Source organism: Rhodococcus sp. NPDC057529, from assembly GCF_042802055.1.
Taxonomy (GTDB): Bacteria; Actinomycetota; Actinomycetes; order Mycobacteriales; family Mycobacteriaceae; genus Rhodococcus_F.
In genome coordinates this window covers 114,806-132,916 of sequence record NZ_JBHVEY010000014.1, presented here as the reverse complement: position 1 = coordinate 132,916, position 18,111 = coordinate 114,806, and the positions used below count along the sequence as shown (strand labels likewise).

The window sequence follows — 18,111 nt, the reverse complement described above, 5'->3', positions numbered from 1 at the left end:
CGGACGGGGTTTCGGTGCTCCCCCGGCTGGACTCGAACCAGCAACCGTCCGATTAACAGTCGGAAGCTCTGCCAATTGAGCTACAGGGGATTATTCTGCTGTGCTTCGCCGTTCCCGGCGATGCGAGAGAAACTGTAGCGCATAGCCCCACCCCAGTACCAAATCGCCTGCCTGTCGATGCATCAGGCAGGATGGGGACGGTCGTTGTGCGTCGGGAGGAAGCGGGAATGATGCGGTTGTTGATCGGTATCGCTGCTGGGTACGTGCTGGGTACGCGAGCAGGACGTGCGCGCTACGAACAGATCAGCCGGGCCACCAAGGCCGTGGCCACCAGCCCGGCCACGAAGAAGGTGTTGCAGATGTCACGACAGAAGCTGTCCGACTCGCTGAACACCCAGCCGAAGCTCGAACCGATGAAGCCGCTCGACGAGGACACGACCATCCTCGTTCCCCAGGACCAGCTCAAGAAGAAATAGCCGACGGCGGCCGGTTCAGCCGGCCATGCCGTCCCGGTTGGTGTCGCCGATCGCCTGATCGAGCAGGCTCCGGCGGTACTGCTCCAGGGCGACGAGGTCGCCGAGCAGCGAGTGGAACTCGTCCGACGCCGTCGCCGGTGAGATGCGCTGCAACTTGGACTTCAGTTCCGCCACCTGCTCCCCCACCCACACCTCCTGCAGGCGTGCGATGACGCCGGAGATGTATCGCGGGACGGTGTCCTCCTCGGCGGGCAACGGTTCGACGGCGAGTTCCGACACGAGAGACGCCGCGGTGACGTCCTCGACTCCCCGGCTGACCGCGTCGACCCACTCGCCGCCGCCGAGGCCCGCGCTGGCGCCGCCCGCCGCGATCATCGACTCGCGGATCACGACGTACGTCGGGTGCGTGAACGTCTCCACCGGCAGCGAGTCGAAGACGGTGCCGGCGATGGCCGGGTACTGCAACGCACCCTTGAGCGCTTCGCGCTGCGCCCACAGCGTCGGGTCGTTCGGGCGGGGCCGGGACAGGCCGACGGGCAACTGCGGGGCGTCCTGGTTCTCGTCCCGGGCCGCCTTCTTCTTGGGAGGCGCGGGCACCGACCCGCGGGTGGACGCCCGCTTACGTGCCTCGTCGCGCACCCGTTGCCGGACCGCGGCGATGTCGTCCCAGCCCACCCAGCCGGACAGCTGGACGGCGTAGCTGTCCCGCAGCGTCGCTTCCTTGATCTGGGCGACCACCGGCACCGTGCGGCGCAGCGCCTCGACCCGGCCCTCCGCGGTCTCGAGGTCGTGTTCGGTGAGGATCGACTTGACCACGAACTCGAACATCGGCGTGCGACGCGCCACCAGGTCGCGGACGGCCGCGTCACCGGACTTCTGCCGCAGCTCGCAGGGGTCCATGCCCTCGGGCGCGACGGCGACGAACGTCTGCCCGGCCATCTTCTGGTCGCCCTCGAACGCTTTCATCGCCGCGGCCTGGCCTGCGGCGTCCCCGTCGAACGTGTAGATGATCTCGCCGCGAAAATAGCTGTCGTCCATCAGCAGTCGCCGCAACATCGAGAGGTGGTCCTCACCGAATGCGGTGCCGCAGGCGGCGACGGCGGTCTTGACCCCGGCCAGGTGCATCGCCATGACGTCGGTGTATCCCTCGACCACCACGGCCTGATGCCCCTTGGCGATCTCCCGCTTGGCGAGGTCGAGCCCGAACAGCACCTGAGATTTCTTGTACAGCATGGTTTCCGGCGTGTTGACGTACTTGCCGGGCATGGTGTCGTCGTCGAACAGTTTGCGGGCGCCGAAACCGATGACGTCGCCGGACAGGTTCCGGATGGGCCAGAGCAGACGGCGGTGGAAGCGGTCGATGTGACCGCGCCGCCCCGCCTTCGACAGGCCCGCGGCCTCCAGTTCCTTGACGTCGAAACCCTTGCCCAGCAGATGCTTCGTGAGGATGTCCCAGCCGTCGGGCGCATACCCGCACCCGAACTGCTGCGCGGCCTGGGCGTCGAAGTTCCGTTCCGTCAGGTAGTCGCGGGCGGCCTGCGCGTCGGGTTCCTGCAGACGCGCCGAGTAGAACTCCTGCGCCGCCGCGTTCGCCGCGACCAGGCGGGCGCGGGTGCCGCGGTCGCGTTGCACCGACGTGCCGCCGCCCTCGTACGAGAGGGTGTAGTTCAGCCGGTCGGCCAGTTGCTCGACTGCCTCGACGAAACTGATGTGGTCGATCTTCTGGAGGAACGAGTAGACGTCGCCGCCCTCGCCGCACCCGAAGCAGTGGAAGTGGCCGTGGTTGGGCCGCACGTGGAACGACGGCGACTTCTCGTCGTGGAACGGGCACAGCCCCTTCATGGAGTCGCCGCCCGCGCGCTTGAGGGAGACGTACTCCCCCACGATGTCCTCGATCCGTGTGCGCTCGCGAATGGCCGCAACGTCACGATCAGGGATTCTGCCAGCCACGCCCGACAGTCTAGGCGCTCTCCCGGAGCCCGGAATTCCGCCTCGGAATCAGCAGTTCGAGGGGGCGGGAATCCCGGCGAATCGGTCGCCGAGGTAGCCGAAGGCGGGGCCGGCGCCGAGCATGGTGGCGGTGCCGTGGTCGGCGCCCGGAATCACGTCGAACTGCACCCGCGCACCCTGTGAGCAGTACCGGGCGACGGTGTTCTGCACCGGTCCGATGGCGACGAGGGGGTCCGCGCTGCCGTGCCAGACGAACATCGGCGTCCGCGGAACTCCCGGATACAGTTCGACGCTGTTCTCGTCCATCACGGCGCGCCCGGACGGGTCGGCGAGGATCCCCGGACCGTTGGTCAGGTCGGGCAGCGACTTGCCTGCCCCGGCGCCGAGGATCGAATCGGTGCACATGTTGCTCATCTGCGCGCGCAGGGCGAGTCCCTCGTCGTTGAGACCGTCGCCGAGCGGGGAGCGTGTCGGGTATTCGCGCTCGAGCCCGATGGCGGCCGCGAATCCGAGGCCGAACGCCTGCGAGCGGGTGCCGCCGAGGCGGTCGGCCAGTTCGCCGATGTTGACCGGGGTACCGCCCTCGGCGGCGCCCACGATGTTCAGTTCCGGGGCGTAGGTGGGGGCGAGCGCCGCAGCCCAGTTGGTCGCCATGGCGCCACCCGAGTACCCGGCGAGCCCGACCGGACTGCTGCCGAGCCCGGCCTCGGGGAGTCGCTGCGCGGCGCGGACGCCGTCGAGGACGAGCCGGCCGCCGAGTTTCGCCGCCCCGTATGCGCTGGTGGGACCGAGGTGGTCGGGTACGGCGACCGCCCATCCCCGCGCGAGCAGGGCGTTGAGGGCCGGGGCCTCCTGGAGTCCGCCGGTGAACAGCTGATGCGACGGTGCGCACTCGAGCCCGAGCGCGTTGACGAACGGCTGATACGACACCAGCGGGCGGTTCGCGGGGGTGCCGCGGGGCACCAGCACCGTGGTGACGGCGGCGATGGGCGCGCCCGCGGAGTTGGTCGACTTGTACTTGACCTGCCAGGCGTCGGCGGTGGGGAAACCGGTGGCGGCGACCGGGCGGCTCGCCAGCACGTCCCCGTCGGCGCGTGCCCCGACGTCGGCGGGCGCACCGTAGAACGGGTCGGGGTCCGCGAACGGGTATGCGGGCGCGGCCTGCGCCGCGGGTGGGGCCAGCAGGGCGGCACCGACCGCCACCGCCAGCGCTGCGGACGTCGAACCGATGATCTTGCGCACTGCAGACTTCATCCGGTCTCCCTGACCCTCGGGTGTGCTGCACGTAGGGGGTGCAAGCTGTCTGAGTCCTATTCGTAGCACCGCGGCGGGCGGATTGGTCCGACTTCGGTGTCCGTCAGCCCCAGCTCGCCTGGGCCCCGAGACTGGACTTGTCGACGCGTTCGAGTCTGCTCTCGGTGTAGGACGCGATCTGGTCGACGACGACCCGGACCCGTGCGGGGTCGTCGGCCGCCGCATGCCACGCGGGTACGAGGATCGGGTCGAGGCCGTCGGGTGCGGTCGCGAGCAGCCATTCGGCGACGCGGTGCACGCGGTCCCGCTGCCGTTCCTGCCGCGCGCGGTGGCCGGCATCGGACATCACGAAGTTCAGTGCGAACGTCTTGAGCAGCGCCACCTCGGACGCGACCACCGGCGGGACCACCAGATCGGCGTCGTACCGGGCGACCGGCTTCTCGCCGTGGACGTCGCGGGTCCCGATGATCGCGGCGGTCGCGAACCGGCCCACCAGTTCGCTGGTGAGGTTCTTCAACGCGACCGAACTGGTGAGCGTGCCGTCGTAGCTGCCCACGCCGACGACGACCGGCAGGAGGCTCAGCCGTTGCGCGGCCTCCACGAGTTCCTCGACGTCGAGTCCCGCGAACTCCGCGGCGCCGAACTCGGCGAGCGCCCGCTGGTCGACCGGATCGGCGAGCGAACGCAGGTCGATGCGCCCGTCGATCACCCCGTCCTCGACGTCGTGCACGGAGTAGGCGACGTCGTCGGCCCAGTCCATGACCTGCGCCTCGAGACACTGGTGACCGTCCGGGGCCCCCTCGCGGATCCACGCGAGCACCTCGGCGTCGTCGTCGTAGGCCCCGAACTTGGCGCCCGGCCGCGGCCGGGTCCACGGATACTTGATCGCCGCGTCCAGCGACGCCCGGGTCAGGTTGAGCCCGGCGCTGCGCCCGTCGGGGTAGAGCACCTTCGGTTCGAGGTTCGTCAGGATGCGCAGATTCTGGGCGTTGCCCTCGAACCCGCCGCAGCTTTCCGCGACCTCGTCGAGGGCCTTCTCCCCGTTGTGGCCGTACGGCGGGTGACCGATGTCGTGCGCGAGGCCCGCGAGGTCGACCAGATCGGGATCGCAACCGAGACCGTCGGCGATGCCACGGCCGATCTGCGCCACCTCGATCGAGTGCGTCAACCGCGTCCGCGGGGTGTCCCCGTCCCGGGGGCCCACCACCTGGGTCTTGTCGGCGAGCCTGCGCAGCGCCGCCGAGTGCTGAACCCGGGCACGGTCGCGGGAGAAGACGGATCGGTGCTGGGCGGCCGCGATCTGGCTGCCCGGGATCCCCGCCCGTTTCGGTGCCTCGCGGACCCGCCGGGCGACGTCGTGCGCGGAGTACACCTCGCCGAGGGGTGTCGTGTGTGGTGTCATCGCAACGCCTACTGTCCCGCCGTGTAGGGGAAGTCGGCCGAGAAGTGCGTGAGCTGATACCAGATCAACGCCCCTGTCTCCCGGGCGATTCCGTGCAACTGCGATTCGCGGGTGAACACGGCGGGCCCCTGCCGGGTGGGCGCCGTCCACGCCTCGAGGCCGGCGTCGCGGGCCATCGTCCGGGTCCGCAGCGAATGCCACGGGTCGCTGACGAGGACCGCCGAATCGATGCCCTGCACACCCATCGCCTCACTTACCGCCTCGATGCTGAGCAGGGTGTCGGACCCCTCCTCGACGGCGGTGATGCTGTCGGCGGGGACACCGCGCGAGATCAGGTAGTTCTTCCCGGACGCGGCCTCGGTGTACTCGTCGCCCTCCTGCTTCCCGCCGACCGTGATGACCTCCGGGGCCACCCCGCGCTCGTACAGCTTGTACGCCTGCTCGAGCCGGGCCTCGAACACGGACGACGGGGTTCCCGAGTACTGGGCGGCGCCGAGCACCACGATCGCGTCGGCCGTCGACGTGTCGTCGATCCGCGCGACCTGCCACACCCGGACCGCGGTGCCGAGCACCAGGGCCGCCGCGAGGAGAACGACACCGGCGACGATCCGGCGGGTCCACCGGGCCAGCGTGCCTGCGAACCCCGGGCGCGCGGGACGGCGCGGGAGGTCGTGGCGTTCACGGCTGGGTGCAGAATTCACTCCCTGATTCTGCCAGCTGTCGCCGAACTGTCCCGATGACGACTCGCCACACCCGATAGATTTGCTGCCATGCCACTCGCACCGCGCCTCGAGCAGACGCCGTCGTCCCGCCCCCGACTCCCTTTCCCCGGCGCCCGGCGGTTCGCCGCCCTCGGCGCCGTCTCCGCGCTCCTGACGCTCGTGGCGATCCTGTTCTTCCCCGCGGTCGCGTCGGCGGACGCACCGTTCCGTCTGCCCGGTCAGATCACGGACACCGTCGGGGTGCTCGACGCGGACCAGCAGAGCGACGTCCAGGCCGCGATCGATCAGCTCTACGACGAGCACAAGGTGCGGCTGTGGGTGGTCTACGTTCCCGACTTCAACGGCCTGGGCGCAGGCCCGTGGGCGGATCAGACGGCGCAGGCGTCGTCCCTCGGCGATCGCGACGCACTGCTCGCGGTCGCGACGGTCGACCGTGAGTACGCTCTCATCGCACCGGACGGTCTGTCCGAGATCACCAGCGACGAAGCGGAGTCGATCCGGGTGGACGCGGTGGAACCCGCCCTGCGCGAGGAGGACTGGGCCGGCGGCGCGATCGCCGCGGCGGGCGGGCTCGGTGACGCGATGAGCCCGGGCGGCGGAATGTCGGTGCGCACGCTGCTGATCGGCGGGGGTGTGGTCGTGGTGGGTGTGGGCGGGGTCGTGCTGTACTCGCGGAAGAGGAAGCACGACCGTTCCCGGGCGGGCGTCGAGGCGGCGCGCAGCATCAGCCCCGAGGACACGGCCGCGCTGACGGCGCTGCCGTTGCCGACCCTCGACGAACGCGCCAAGGAGGTGCTCGTCGAGACGGACGACGCGCTGCGCACGAGCCAGGAGGAACTCGAACTGGCCCGCGGCGAATTCGGCGAGCAGGCCACCGCCGCGTTCACGGCGGCGTTCGAGACGGCGAAGTCCACCCTCGCGGCGGCGTTCACCGTGCGTCAGCGCCTCGACGACGCGATCCCCGAGACCCCGCAGCAGCAGCGGGAGATGCTCATCGACATCATCACGTCGTGCGGGCGCGCCGACCGCGAACTCAACGAGAGGGTCCAGGAGTTCGACGGGCTGCGGGACCTGCTGATCAACGCCCCCGACCGGCTCGACGCGCTCACCCGCGACATGGTGGCGCTGACGGTGCGCATCCCCGACTCCACGCAGACACTCGCCACCCTGCAGACCGAATTCCCCGCCGCCGCACTCGCTTCCGTCGCCCACAACGTGACGATGGCGGAGGAGCGGCTCGCGTACGCCGAGAAGGCCGTGGGCGAGGGCCGGGAGGCCGTCGCCCTGCCACCGGGGAAGCAGGGACCGGCGGTACCGGCGATCCGCGGCGCCGAGGGGGCCCTCGAACAGGCCCGGACGCTGCTCGACGCCGTCGATCACGCCGCGGAGGACATCCGGCACGCCATCGCCACGCTGCCCGCCGCGATCACCGACGTGGAGGCGGGGATCGCGACCGCGGCCCAGTTCCCGGAGCAGGGTGGGGACCGGCTCACGGCGGCACGCACCGCGGCCGAGGCCGCACTGTCGACGGCCCGCACGGCCGCGGACACCGACCCGCTCGGCAGCTTCACCCAGATCGTGAAGGCCGACGCGGAACTCGACGCCGTCCTCGCCGAGGCGCAGGAATCGCGGCAGCAGGCCGAGCGTGCGCAGCAGCGCCTGGAGCAGGACCTCGTGGCCGCGCAGTCGCAGGTCACGGCGGCATCGGACTTCATCGGCACCCGCCGTGGCGCGGTGGGAGCGGAGGCCAGGACCCGCCTGACCGAGGCGCAGCGGCACCTGGCGGGGGCCCAGCAGTTGCGCACCACCGACGCCTCCCGCGCGCTGCAGCACGCCCAGGCCGCCGCGGGCCTGGCCGCCGACGCGCTGCGGCTGGCGCAGAACGACGTGAGCCGCTGGGAGTCCCGTCAGCGCCCCGGGCCCGGTGGCGGTGGCGGGAATGCCACCGGCGCGATCCTCGGGGGCATCCTGATCGACAGCATCCTGCGGGGCGGATTCAGCGGCGGCGGCAACTGGGGTAGCCGCGGCTCCGGCGGCGGGCGCGGCAGCGGTCCCCGTTCGTTCGGCGGGCCGAGCAGTTCGGGCCGGATCAGCGGGGGCGGCCGATTCTGACGTCACCCCGAACGTTCGTCGCATTCGCCTGCGTCGCGGCCACCTGCTGCGGCGTCCTGTCTGGCTGCGCGGGCGGGCGAGGCGCCGAGGACGAGCCGGCGATCCCGCTGTCGGCGGAGGCGTACCGCAGCCGCGAGGACGACGCGGCGGGCGGGCGGATTCACGTGCGGATCGCCAATACCGGCGATGTGCCCGTCTCCGTGACGTCGGTGGCGCTGGACAGCCCGGGCTTCGCGGCGGCGCCCGAGGCCCGGCGCGAGGTCGAACTCGGCCCCGGCAACCGGATCGACGTCGAAGCCGAGTACGGCGCAGTGCGCTGCGACGCACGGCCGGAACCGGCGTACGCCGTGATCGGGGTCGCCGGTCAGGGCGCGTCGCCCGTGCGGGTGCCGCTCGCCACCCCGTACGACGTCCTCGGCCGAATCCACGACGGAGACTGCGCCGCAGACGAACTGGCGCGGGCCGTCCCGGTGACCCTGATTCCGGCGCCGGCCCCGCCCGAACCGGCCGCGCCCCTCCCTGCCCGGCTCGTCGTGAGCCGGGGAACGGCGACGGGCGACGTCCGGGTCGACGAGATCGGTGGCAGCGTCCTGTATGCGTTGCACGGGGCGCTGCCCGCCACCATGCGGGCGGACGAGGACCGGCTCAGCATCGACATCACGATCGACGCGGCACGCTGCGATCCGCACGCGCTCGCGGAAGCGAAGAAGCCCTTCGTCTTTCCGCTGTGGATCGCGGTCGGCTCCTCGACACCGGAATACTCGCGCATCCCGGTGTCCGAGGAGAACCGCCGAATCCTGACGAACTACCTGACCGCCACCTGCGACGCACGCAGGTGACCGCGGATCAGGAACCGATGAGGCGCTGCGCCAGGTAACCCTCGACCTGGTCGAGCGCGACCCGCTCCTGGGCCATGGAGTCGCGCTCGCGCACCGTCACGGCGTGATCCTCGAGGGTGTCGAAGTCCACGGTGATGCAGAACGGCGTGCCGATCTCGTCCTGACGGCGGTAGCGGCGGCCGATCGCGCCGGCGTCGTCGAACTCGACGTTCCAGTGCTGACGGAGCGTCGCGGCGAGGTCCTTGGCCTTCGGCGTCAGGTCCGCGTTGCGCGACAGCGGCAGCACCGCGGCCTTCACCGGGGCGAGACGGCGGTCCAGGCGCAGCACGGTGCGCTTGTCGACGCCGCCCTTCGCGTTCGGCGCCTCGTCCTCGGTGTACGCGTCGACGAGGAACGCCATCAGCGAACGCGTGAGACCGGCTGCCGGCTCGATGACGTACGGCGTGTACCGCTCACCGGAGGCCTGATCGTAGTAGTTGAGGTCGGTGCCCGAGTGCTTCGAATGGGTCGACAGGTCGAAGTCGGTGCGGTTGGCCACACCCTCGAGCTCGCCCCATTCGCTGCCCTGGAAGTGGAAGCGGTACTCGATGTCGACGGTGCGCTTCGAGTAGTGGGACAGCTTGTCCTGCGCGTGCTCGTACAGGCGGAGGTTGTCCTTGTTGATGCCGAGCCCGGTGTACCAGTCCATGCGGTAGTCGATCCAGTACTGGTGCCACTCTTCGTCCTCGCCGGGTTTGACGAAGAATTCCATCTCCATCTGCTCGAATTCGCGAGTGCGGAAGATGAAGTTGCCGGGGGTGATCTCGTTGCGGAAGCTCTTGCCGATCTGGCCGATGCCGAACGGCGGCTTCTTCCGCGACGTGGTGAGCACGTTCGCGAAGTTGACGAAGATGCCCTGCGCGGTCTCCGGGCGGAGGTAGTGCATGCCCTCTTCGCTCTCGACCGGGCCGAGGTACGTCTTGAGCATCATGTTGAAGTCGCGGGGTTCGGTCCACTGGCCGACCGTGCCGCAGTCGGGGCAGCCCACGACGTCCATGGGGACGTCGTCCGGGTTGTCGAGGCCCTTCTTCTCGGCGTACGCCTCCTGCAGGTGGTCCTGACGGTGACGCTTGTGACAGTTCAGGCACTCGACCAGCGGGTCGTTGAACACGCCGACGTGGCCCGACGCCACCCACACCTCGCGCGGCAGGATCACCGAGGAGTCGAGGCCGACGACGTCCTCGCGGCTGGTGACCATGTTGCGCCACCACTGCTTCTTGATGTTCTCCTTGAGCTCGACGCCCAAGGGGCCGTAGTCCCAGGCCGACTTCGTGCCTCCGTAGATCTCACCGCACGGGTAGACCAGGCCACGACGCTTGGCGAGATTGACGACGGTTTCGACTTTGGACTTCGGTGCCACTCGGGTGCTCTCCATCTGGGTAATAGATGCATGGTTCACGTGCGCTTTTCGGATCCCAGCCTATCTGCCCGATCGTGGTCGGTTCACCCCGCCGGTTGACATGCGTATTCGTGCATATCAAAATGGAATCGATTTGCAATAAGATGGGGTGTTGCTCCCGGGGCCGACGGCCACGCGGCCACGGTCCCGTCCATTGTCCGGCACACCGAAGGAGATCACTGGTGAGCGTCGTCGATCCCGGGGATCTGCATCCGTTCGAGGCCACCCCGCATCCGTTCGAGGCCGCTCCCCCGGCTCCCGTGCCGTCGAAGGAGACGCTGACGGCGGCAGGCGACATCCTGCGCGCCCTCGCCGCCCCCGTCCGCATCGCGATCGTCCTCCAGCTCCGCGAATCGGAACGGTGCGTGCACGAACTCGTCGGGGCGCTCGGAGTCACCCAGCCACTGATCAGCCAGCATCTTCGCGTGCTCAAGGCCGCGGGCGTCGTGCGCGGCGAACGCACCGGACGCGAGGTCCTCTACCGCCTGGTGGACGACCACCTCGCCCACATCGTCGTGGACGCCGTCGCGCACGCCGAGGAAGGATGAACGACTTGACCCAGAACACCGGCCAGCGCAAGCCCGTCGTCGTGGGAGTCCGCGCCACCAAGCAGCGCAGCGCCATCTCCGCACTCCTGGACGACATCGAGGAGTTCCGGTCGGCGCAGGAACTGCACGACGAACTGCGCAAGCGCGGCGAAGGCATCGGGCTGACCACCGTCTACCGCACCCTGCAGACGCTCGCCGACGCCGGCACCGTCGACGTCCTGCGCACCGACACCGGCGAATCGGTGTACCGGCGCTGCTCGTCCGGACACCACCACCACCTGGTCTGCCGCGCATGCGGTTACACCGTCGAGGTCGAAGGGCCGACCGTCGAGCAGTGGTCGCAGTCGATCGCCGACGCCCACGGTTTCTCCGACGTCAGCCACACCATCGAGATCTTCGGTCTCTGCAAGGACTGCAGCGCGCCGCGGTGAACGTCAGGGGATCAGACCCTGCCGGGCGGTGTCCGCGCCGCTCAGCACGAGCAGCAGCATCGTGGTCAGCGCCTCGTCCACGAGCCCGGCGGCGGGGAACGTGTACCGCAGGATGACGTCCGCGAGCCGTCCGTGACCGAACACCGCGATCGAACCGAACTGCAACGCGCCGTTGCGCTCCGCCACCTTCTTGTGCAGCGCGGCGCTGACCGGACGATCCCAGGCCAGCACGCACGTCATCGACAGCACGTCGAGGCCGTCGGTGAGGGTCATCGCACTGATCGAGCACAGCGCCCCGGCGTATTCGAAGCTCAGCGAGCCGTCCTCGGCCCGGGCGACGGTGGCGAAGTGCTCCAGTGCGTCCGCTGCCCGCCCGAGCAGTGCGGGCGCCCCGTCGACGGTCATTTCACCCCACCGAACCGGCGGTCACGCGACGCGTATTCGACGCACGCCGCCCACAGGTCGCGGCGGTCGAAATCGGGAAACAGCTTCTCCTGATACACCATCTCGGCGTAGGCCGACTGCCAGATCAGGAAGTTGGACGTGCGCTGCTCGCCGGACGGCCGGAGGAACAGGTCGACGTCCGGCATGTCCGGCTCGTCGAGGTAGCGGGCGACGGTCGCCTCGGTGATCTTCTCCGGGTCGAGCTGACCCGCCGCGACCCGCCTGCCGATCTCCTTCGCCGCGTCGGCGATCTCCGCGCGACCGCCGTAGTTGACGCACATGGTCAGGTTCATGACCGTGTTGTGCTTCGTCAGTTCCTCGGCGACCTCGAGTTCCTTGATGACGCTGCGCCACAGCTTGGGCCTGCGACCCGCCCACCGCACCCGCACCCCCATCTCGTGCATCTCGTCACGGCGACGACGGATCACGTCGCGGTTGAAGCCCATCAGGAAGCGCACCTCCTCGGGGCTGCGTTTCCAGTTCTCGGTGGAGAACGCGTACGCCGACAACCATTCGACGCCCATCTCGATGCACCCGCAGACGGCGTCCATCAACACGGCCTCGCCGCGTTCGTGGCCTGCGGTCCTGGGCAGTCCCCGCTCCTGCGCCCAACGGCCGTTGCCGTCCATCACCAGCGCGATGTGCCGGGGCACGAGTTCGGGTTGCAGGCCCGGCGGGCGGGCGCCCGAGGGATGCGGGTCCGGCGGCCGGGCCTGGCGCTCGGCCCCGGAATCACGCGGGGCTCGAGGTTCGCGTCGTCGAATCACGGTCCCCATCCTGCCTGACCGAATCCTCCGCCCCTACCGCCGCATGCGGTCGTGCGCGTTCGATCAGCGGGAGAGTGCGGAGTTGCCGTTCGAGATGCCACTGCAGATGCGCCGCGACCAGACCGCTGGCCTGCCCTCGCAGCGACTCGGGCACCTGCTCGGTGCTCGCCCAGTCGCCGCGGAACAGCGCGTCCATGAGGTCGAGGACACCCGGCGACGGGGTGGCGGCGCCCGGCGGCCGGCACTGGACGCACACCGCTCCCCCGGCGGCCACGTGGAATGCCCGGTGCGGCCCGGGTGCGCTGCACCGCGCGCAGTCGTCGAGGGCGGGTGCCCACCCCGCGAAACCCATGGCCCGCAACAGGAAGGCGTCGAGGATCAGCTCGCACGGCCGGTGGTGTTCCGCGACCGCCCGCAGTGCCCCGACCGTCAGTCGGTGCAGTTGCAGCGCCGGGGCCCGCTCCTCGCCGGCGAGCCGCTCGGCGGTCTCGAGGATCGCGCACGCCGTGGTGTACCGCGAGTAGTCGTCGACGATGTCGGTCGCGAAGGCGTCGACCGTCTGGACCTGGGTGACGATGTCGAGGTTGCGGCCCGGGTAGAGCTGCACGTCGATGTGCGCGAACGGCTCCAGCCGGGCGCCGAACTTGGATTTCGTGCGGCGCACTCCCTTGGCGACCGCGCGCACCAGACCGTGCTGCCGAGTGAGGAGTGTGACGATGCGGTCGGCCTCGCCCAGCTTGTGCTGGCGCAGGACCACCGCATTGTCTCGATACAACCTCACCGGTCCAGTCTCCCACGCCCGGGCGGCCACATTCCGCAGCCCGGGCCGCGGGGCCTGCGGGTCCAGGCAGGGCCGCCGAAGGTTACCCTAACTTCGGACCGCCCTCGACGAACGGAACACTTCAGTGGCAGCGCACGCCCCCTCACCGGAGCACACGATCACCTCGCTCGACGAACTCGAGCAGATACTGGGCGTTCCGCACCCGTCGATCGCCACCAAGCACACCGATCACACGATGCCGCTGATCCGCCGCTTCATCTCCGAAGCACGGTTCTTCGTCCTCGCCACCGCCGACGCGAACGGCCACTGCGACTGCTCGCCGCGCGGAGACCTCACGCCGAAGACGATCTTCCTCGACGACCGGACCCTGGTGATCCCGGACCGCCCGGGCAATCGGCGCGCCGACTCGTACCGCAACATCCTCGCGAACCCACACGTCGGCGTCCTGTTCGTGGTGCCCGGGATCGACGAAGTGGTGCGCGTCAACGGCACCGCCACCCTGACCGTCGATCCCGAACTGCTGCAGTCGATGTCGATCAACGGCAAACCGGCCAACCTCGGGGTCGTGGTCCGGATCGACGAGGTCTACACCCACTGCGCCCGGGCGATACTCCGGTCACGGATGTGGGACCCGGAGTCGTGGCCCGACCCCGACGAGATCCCGTCGCTGCGGGAAATGCACGCCGAGCAACACGAGCTGGAACACGACCCGGCTACACCCCGCAGGCAGGAGTACTACCGGACGCTGCTCTACTGAGCGTCACCGCAGCCGCTCGGACACCAGGGGTACGACGGTGTCGAGGGCGTAGTGCAGCGACAGCACCGAGTTGGTGGAGTACGCCTTGGAGACGGCCTGATCGTCGAACACGAGGTACCGTCCGTCGCGCACAGCGGGGATGGCCTGGAACAGCGGCCGGTTCGCGGCGTCGGCGGCGGGCCTGCCGATCGGGAAGACGACCACCATGTCGGCGTCCATCACGCCGAGATTCTCCTCCGACACCGGGACCGAGAACTTCACCGCCGGCTGCGCGTCCACCGCCGGGTTGCTGACGAATCCGAGCTTCTTCATGAACTGGAGCCGCTCGGTGTCCGCGGTGTAGGCGCCCCATCCCGTGCCCGAGTAGGCACCGACGGTGATCGTCTTCCCCGCGAATTCGGGGTGAGCCGCGGCGGCGTCCGCGAACCGCCGGTCGATGTCGGCGAGCAGCGCTTTCCCCTGCTCCGGCACGCCGAGGGCGGTCGCGACCATCGACACCTGACTCTCGATCGGCGTCTTGTAGTTGTCAGCGCCTTCCGGCAGTGCGATCGTCGGGGCGATCTGCGACAGATGGCCGTAGCGTTCCTCGTCTCCGGCGCTCTTGGTGTCGAGGATGACGTCCGGTTCGAGCGCCGCGATCTGCTCGTACGACGGTTCGAGGGTTCCGATGATCGTCGGCGCCGTGGTGTACTTCCCCTTCGCCCACGGTCCGACGCCGTCGCCACCGAACGCGACCCAGTCGCTGGCTCCGACGGGTTCGACACCGAGCGCCAGCGCGGTTTCGGCGTCACCCCAGCCGATCGCGAGCACCCGCTCCGGTTTCGACTCGACCGTGACGTCGCCGAACTTCGTGGCGACCACGGCCGGGAAGGCGCCGTCAGCGGCTCCCGCCGCCGGTTCCGATTCTTCCCCGCCGCCGCTCCCGCAGCCGGCGAGCGCCAGGACCAGCAGGGACACCGACACGAGACTTCTCATCCTCATAAGGCAAGGCTAACCAACGCACTGGGCGGGGACCCGTCCGCCCCTCCCGCCGGGTGGGCCTCACACCTGGAACCGGTATCCCATCCCGGCCTCGGTGATGAGGTGACGCGGGTGCGACGGATCGTCCTCGAGCTTGCGCCGCAACTGCGCCAGATACACCCGCAGGTAATGGGTCTCGGTGGCGTACGCCGGACCCCACACCTCCCGCAGCAGTTCCTTCTGCCCCACCAGCTTGCCCTTGTTGCGCACGAGCATCTCGAGCATCCCCCATTCCGTCGGCGTCAGGTGCACCTCGGCCCCCGCCCGCCGCACCGTCTTCGCCGCCAGGTCGACCGTGAACGAATCCGTCTCCACCACAGGCTCGCCCGTGTCGACGGCCGTCGTCGCCCGGCGGGCCGCGGCCCGCACCCGGGCCAGGAACTCGTCCATCCCGAACGGCTTGGTGACGTAGTCGTCGGCGCCCGCGTCGAGGGCTTCCACCTTGTCCGCGGAATCGGTGCGGGCCGACAGCACGATCACCGGCGCCGGGCACCATCCGCGCAGGCCCGCGAGCACCTCGGTGCCGTCCATGTCGGGCAACCCGAGGTCGAGCACGATCACGTCCGGCGTCCGCTCTGCCGCGGCGCGCAGTGCGGCGGCGCCGGATGCGGCCGTCACCACGTCGTATCCGCGCACACTGAGATTGATCCGCAGGGCGCGGAGAATCTGCGGTTCGTCGTCGACGACGAGGATTCTCGTCATGGGTGCTCCCCTCCCGCGCCTGCCAGTTCCACCACCATCGTCAGACCACCACCGGGGGTGTCGGTGGCGCTGATGGTGCCGCCCATCGCGTCGACGAATCCGCGGACGACGGAGAGCCCGAGCCCGACTCCCGTGGTGGTGTCGCGGTCCCCCAGCCGCTGGAACGGGGCGAACATCTCCTCCGCCCGCCCCCGTGGAATTCCCGGCCCCGTGTCGGCGACGGTGACGACGGCGCGGTCTCCCACCGCCGCGGCGCCGACCCGGATCACGGAGTCCTCACCGTAGCGGAGTGCGTTGTCGATCAGATTCGCGAGCACCCGCTCGAGCAGGCCCGAATCCGCCATCGCCGCGACCGTCCCGACGTCGACCTCCACCCGTTCGCGGGCCCGCGTCCCGGTCCGGCCGCCGATACCCAGCCCCACCAGCGCCCGGTGCACCACCTCGTCCAGATACACGGGCCGCAGCGTCGGGGTCACCACTCCCGCCGCGAGCCGGGACGAGTCGAGCAGGTTGCCCACGAGTGAGGTCAGGACGTCGGCCGATTCCTCGATGGTCGCGAGCAGTTCGGCGGTGTCCTCCGGGGAGAAGTCGACGTCGTCGCTGCGCAGGCTGGATGCGGCGGCCTTGACCGCGGCCAGCGGGGTCCGGAGGTCGTGGCTGACGGCGGACAGCAGCGACCGCCGCAGCCGGTCGGCCTCGGCCAGCGCCTGAGCCTGCCCCGCCTCCTGCGCGAGTTCCGTCTGCCGGATCATCCCCACGGCCTGGTTCGCGACGGCGAGCAGCACGCGGCGGTCCCGTGCGCGCAGTTCGCTGCCGCGGAGGGCGAGCGCGTACTCCCCTTCCCCCACCTCGCAGACCGTGTCGGCATCGTCGACGCTCGCCGGCGGATGCGGCCCGACGGACCCCACGAGACCGCGGTCCCGGTGCAGGACGCTCACCGACTCCTGACCGTACGTCTCGCGCACCTTCTCGAGCAGCGTGCCGAGATCGGCCCCCCGCAGCACCGATCCGGCGAACAGCGCGAGCAACTCGGCCTCCTGCGACGCCCGCCTGGCCTCCCGCGAACGCTTGGCGGCCGCGTCGACCAGGACCGCGACGGCGACGGCGACCACGAGCAGCACGACCGTGGTGATGAAGTTGTCCGGCTCGGCGATGGTGAAGCTGCGCACCGGCGGCGTGAAGAAGTAGTTGAGGAACAATCCCGAGATCAGCGCCGAGAACGCCGCGGGGGCGACACCGCCGAGCAGCGAGACCAGCAGCACCACGATGAAGAACAGGGCGCCCTCGCCGACCAGCCCGAGCCAGCGGTCGATGGCGCTCATCACCACGGTCGCCACCGACGGCACGAGGACCGCGGCGATCCAGGCGATCATCGTGCGGGACCGCGATCCCACCGGCGACAACCGCCTCGGCCGGTGGGATTCGCCGTGCGTGACCATGTGCACGTCGATCGACCCGGACTGTTGCACAACGGTCGCGCCGATTCCCTCGTCGAGGATCCGCGCCCACCTCGAGCGTCGCGACGTGCCCAGCACCAACTGGGTGGCGTTCGCCGTCCGGGCGAAGTCGAGGAGTGTGGTCGGGACGTCGTCGCCGACGACGCTGTGCAGGCTCGCCCCGATGCTCGCGGCGAGCGTCCGCACCTTCCCCATCTCCGGGGCCGACACGCCCGCCAGGCCGTCGCCGCGCACCACGTGCACCACGATCAGCTCGGCGCTGGACCTCGACGCGATCCGCCCTGCCCGCCGGACCAGTGTCTCCGATTCCGGTCCGCCCGTCACCGCGACCACCACTCGTTCCCGAGCCTCCCACGTGTCGGTGATCTTGTTCTCCGCACGATATTTCGCGAGGGCGGCGTCGACCTGATCGGCGACCCACAGCAACGCCAGTTCGCGCAGTGCGGTGAGGTTCCCTGTCCGGAAGTAGTTGCTCAGCGCGGCGTCGACCTTCTCCGCGGCGTAGATGTTGCCGTGGGAGAGCCTGCGGCGCAGCGCTTCCGGGGTGATGTCCACCAGCTCCACCTGGGTGGCGGCGCGCACCACCTCGTCGGGGACCGTCTCCTGCTGCACCACCCCGGTGATCCGCTGGACCACGTCGCCCAGGCTTTCGAGGTGCTGGACGTTCAGCGTCGAGAGGACGTCGATGCCCGCGGCAAGGAGGATCTCCACGTCCTGCCAGCGTTTCTCGTGGACACTGCCCGGGGTGTTCGTGTGCGCGAGTTCGTCCACGAGCACCAGCGCCGGCCTGCGGGCGAGCACCGCGTCGACGTCCAGTTCGCGGCCGAGGGTGCCGCGGTAGGCGATGACCTGCGGCGGAATCAGTTCGAGGTCACCGAGTTGCGCCGCCGTGCGGTCGCGGGGGGGGGGGGGTGCCAAAGAACGCGACAAAGGGCACCCCCCCCGGTACGCGTCGGTGTGCTCTCTCAGAAATTATCGCTAGTCTCTGGCGGCTATATTATACGAGACAGG

General features: G+C 69.9%; 17 protein-coding genes and 1 tRNA gene. 6 read left to right on the top strand and 12 right to left on the bottom strand.

What is annotated here, in order from left to right; translation table 11 throughout:
* Positions 1-17: 17 nt before the first annotated feature.
* Positions 18-90, bottom strand: a tRNA-Asn gene (locus ACFU5V_RS26420).
* A 137-nt stretch (positions 91-227) separates the two neighbouring features.
* On the opposite strand from ACFU5V_RS26420, the gene ACFU5V_RS26415 reads away from it, so the two are divergent.
* Complete coding sequence (locus ACFU5V_RS26415; protein WP_037226505.1) at positions 228-476, top strand: hypothetical protein; 249 nt, start codon at positions 228-230, stop codon at positions 474-476.
* A gap of 15 nt (positions 477-491) precedes the next feature.
* Here the strand turns inward: ACFU5V_RS26415 and dnaG are convergent, their stop codons facing one another.
* From dnaG to ACFU5V_RS26395, 4 genes are all read right to left on the bottom strand, one after another.
* Positions 492-2,426 (bottom strand): DNA primase, encoded by a 1,935-nt coding sequence (gene dnaG / locus ACFU5V_RS26410; protein ID WP_378702955.1) that lies wholly within the window; start codon positions 2,424-2,426, stop codon positions 492-494.
* A 48-nt stretch (positions 2,427-2,474) separates the two neighbouring features.
* The gene (locus ACFU5V_RS26405; RefSeq protein WP_378702954.1) at positions 2,475-3,680 is read right to left on the bottom strand and encodes a lipase family protein; all 1,206 of its coding nucleotides are present in this window, start codon (positions 3,678-3,680) and stop codon (positions 2,475-2,477) included.
* Between the two features lie 103 nt (positions 3,681-3,783).
* Complete coding sequence (locus tag ACFU5V_RS26400; RefSeq protein WP_378434265.1) at positions 3,784-5,082, bottom strand: deoxyguanosinetriphosphate triphosphohydrolase; 1,299 nt, start codon at positions 5,080-5,082, stop codon at positions 3,784-3,786.
* Between the two features lie 8 nt (positions 5,083-5,090).
* On the bottom strand, positions 5,091-5,783 hold the full coding sequence (locus tag ACFU5V_RS26395; RefSeq protein ID WP_378702953.1) for a YdcF family protein: 693 nt from the start codon (positions 5,781-5,783) through the stop codon (positions 5,091-5,093).
* 69 nt (positions 5,784-5,852) lie between these two features.
* Here ACFU5V_RS26395 and ACFU5V_RS26390 point away from each other — a divergent pair, with 69 nt between their 5' ends.
* Together ACFU5V_RS26390 and ACFU5V_RS26385 are read left to right on the top strand one after the other, a co-directional pair.
* The gene (locus tag ACFU5V_RS26390; RefSeq protein ID WP_378702952.1) at positions 5,853-7,916 is read left to right on the top strand and encodes a TPM domain-containing protein; all 2,064 of its coding nucleotides are present in this window, start codon (positions 5,853-5,855) and stop codon (positions 7,914-7,916) included.
* A 164-nt stretch (positions 7,917-8,080) separates the two neighbouring features.
* Positions 8,081-8,755 carry a hypothetical protein gene (locus ACFU5V_RS26385; protein WP_378702951.1) on the top strand — a complete coding sequence of 225 codons (675 nt, stop codon included), beginning with the start codon at positions 8,081-8,083 and terminating at the stop codon, positions 8,753-8,755.
* Between the two features lie 7 nt (positions 8,756-8,762).
* Here ACFU5V_RS26385 and ACFU5V_RS26380 read toward each other — a convergent pair whose 3' ends face one another.
* Positions 8,763-10,154 carry a glycine--tRNA ligase gene (locus tag ACFU5V_RS26380; protein WP_043826260.1) on the bottom strand — a complete coding sequence of 464 codons (1,392 nt, stop codon included), beginning with the start codon at positions 10,152-10,154 and terminating at the stop codon, positions 8,763-8,765.
* A 221-nt stretch (positions 10,155-10,375) separates the two neighbouring features.
* On the opposite strand from ACFU5V_RS26380, the gene ACFU5V_RS26375 reads away from it, so the two are divergent.
* Both ACFU5V_RS26375 and ACFU5V_RS26370 read left to right on the top strand, forming a co-directional pair.
* Positions 10,376-10,741, top strand: coding sequence for a helix-turn-helix transcriptional regulator (locus tag ACFU5V_RS26375; RefSeq protein WP_206012698.1), 366 nt, complete (start codon positions 10,376-10,378; stop codon positions 10,739-10,741).
* Positions 10,742-10,746: 5 nt separating this feature from the next.
* Entirely contained in the window at positions 10,747-11,172 is a 426-nt protein-coding gene (locus ACFU5V_RS26370) for a Fur family transcriptional regulator (RefSeq protein WP_378434257.1), read from the top strand.
* Positions 11,173-11,175: 3 nt separating this feature from the next.
* Here the strand turns inward: ACFU5V_RS26370 and ACFU5V_RS26365 are convergent, their stop codons facing one another.
* Genes ACFU5V_RS26365 through recO form a run of 3 tightly spaced genes read right to left on the bottom strand, consistent with a single transcriptional unit; the run spans position 11,176 to position 13,164 of the window.
* Entirely contained in the window at positions 11,176-11,577 is a 402-nt protein-coding gene (locus ACFU5V_RS26365) for a hypothetical protein (protein ID WP_072946647.1), read from the bottom strand.
* A complete protein-coding gene (locus ACFU5V_RS26360) occupies positions 11,574-12,383 on the bottom strand; it encodes an isoprenyl transferase (protein WP_378702950.1) in 810 nt (269 codons plus the stop codon). The genes ACFU5V_RS26365 and ACFU5V_RS26360 overlap by 4 nt, the downstream gene beginning before the upstream one ends.
* A complete protein-coding gene (recO, locus tag ACFU5V_RS26355) occupies positions 12,349-13,164 on the bottom strand; it encodes a DNA repair protein RecO (protein WP_378434252.1) in 816 nt (271 codons plus the stop codon). Before recO ends, ACFU5V_RS26360 begins: the two co-directional genes overlap by 35 nt.
* Before the next feature lie 124 nt (positions 13,165-13,288).
* On the opposite strand from recO, the gene ACFU5V_RS26350 reads away from it, so the two are divergent.
* Positions 13,289-13,921 carry a pyridoxamine 5'-phosphate oxidase family protein gene (locus ACFU5V_RS26350; protein ID WP_378702949.1) on the top strand — a complete coding sequence of 211 codons (633 nt, stop codon included), beginning with the start codon at positions 13,289-13,291 and terminating at the stop codon, positions 13,919-13,921.
* A 3-nt stretch (positions 13,922-13,924) separates the two neighbouring features.
* Here the strand turns inward: ACFU5V_RS26350 and ACFU5V_RS26345 are convergent, their stop codons facing one another.
* Genes ACFU5V_RS26345 through ACFU5V_RS26335 form a run of 3 tightly spaced genes read right to left on the bottom strand, consistent with a single transcriptional unit; the run spans position 13,925 to position 18,018 of the window.
* Positions 13,925-14,902 (bottom strand): iron-siderophore ABC transporter substrate-binding protein, encoded by a 978-nt coding sequence (locus tag ACFU5V_RS26345; RefSeq protein ID WP_378434248.1) that lies wholly within the window; start codon positions 14,900-14,902, stop codon positions 13,925-13,927.
* Between the two features lie 60 nt (positions 14,903-14,962).
* The gene (locus ACFU5V_RS26340; RefSeq protein WP_378702948.1) at positions 14,963-15,643 is read right to left on the bottom strand and encodes a response regulator; all 681 of its coding nucleotides are present in this window, start codon (positions 15,641-15,643) and stop codon (positions 14,963-14,965) included.
* Positions 15,640-18,018: a DUF4118 domain-containing protein gene (locus ACFU5V_RS26335; RefSeq protein WP_378702947.1), complete on the bottom strand. Its 2,379-nt coding sequence runs from the start codon at positions 18,016-18,018 to the stop codon at positions 15,640-15,642. The genes ACFU5V_RS26340 and ACFU5V_RS26335 overlap by 4 nt, the downstream gene beginning before the upstream one ends.
* Positions 18,019-18,111 lie beyond the last annotated feature (93 nt).

What these genes read in the sequence shown, in the direction of transcription:
- ACFU5V_RS26345 (WP_378434248.1), bottom strand. Translation starts at nt 14,902, where the DNA reads ATGAGGATGAGAAGTCTCGTGTCGGTGTCCCTGCTGGTCCTGGCGCTC.
- ACFU5V_RS26400 (WP_378434265.1), bottom strand. Translation starts at nt 5,082, where the DNA reads ATGACACCACACACGACACCCCTCGGCGAGGTGTACTCCGCGCACGAC.
- ACFU5V_RS26365 (WP_072946647.1), bottom strand. Translation starts at nt 11,577, where the DNA reads ATGACCGTCGACGGGGCGCCCGCACTGCTCGGGCGGGCAGCGGACGCA.
- ACFU5V_RS26390 (WP_378702952.1), top strand. Translation starts at nt 5,853, where the DNA reads ATGCCACTCGCACCGCGCCTCGAGCAGACGCCGTCGTCCCGCCCCCGA.
- ACFU5V_RS26415 (WP_037226505.1), top strand. Translation starts at nt 228, where the DNA reads ATGATGCGGTTGTTGATCGGTATCGCTGCTGGGTACGTGCTGGGTACG.
- ACFU5V_RS26340 (WP_378702948.1), bottom strand. Translation starts at nt 15,643, where the DNA reads ATGACGAGAATCCTCGTCGTCGACGACGAACCGCAGATTCTCCGCGCC.
- ACFU5V_RS26405 (WP_378702954.1), bottom strand. Translation starts at nt 3,680, where the DNA reads ATGAAGTCTGCAGTGCGCAAGATCATCGGTTCGACGTCCGCAGCGCTG.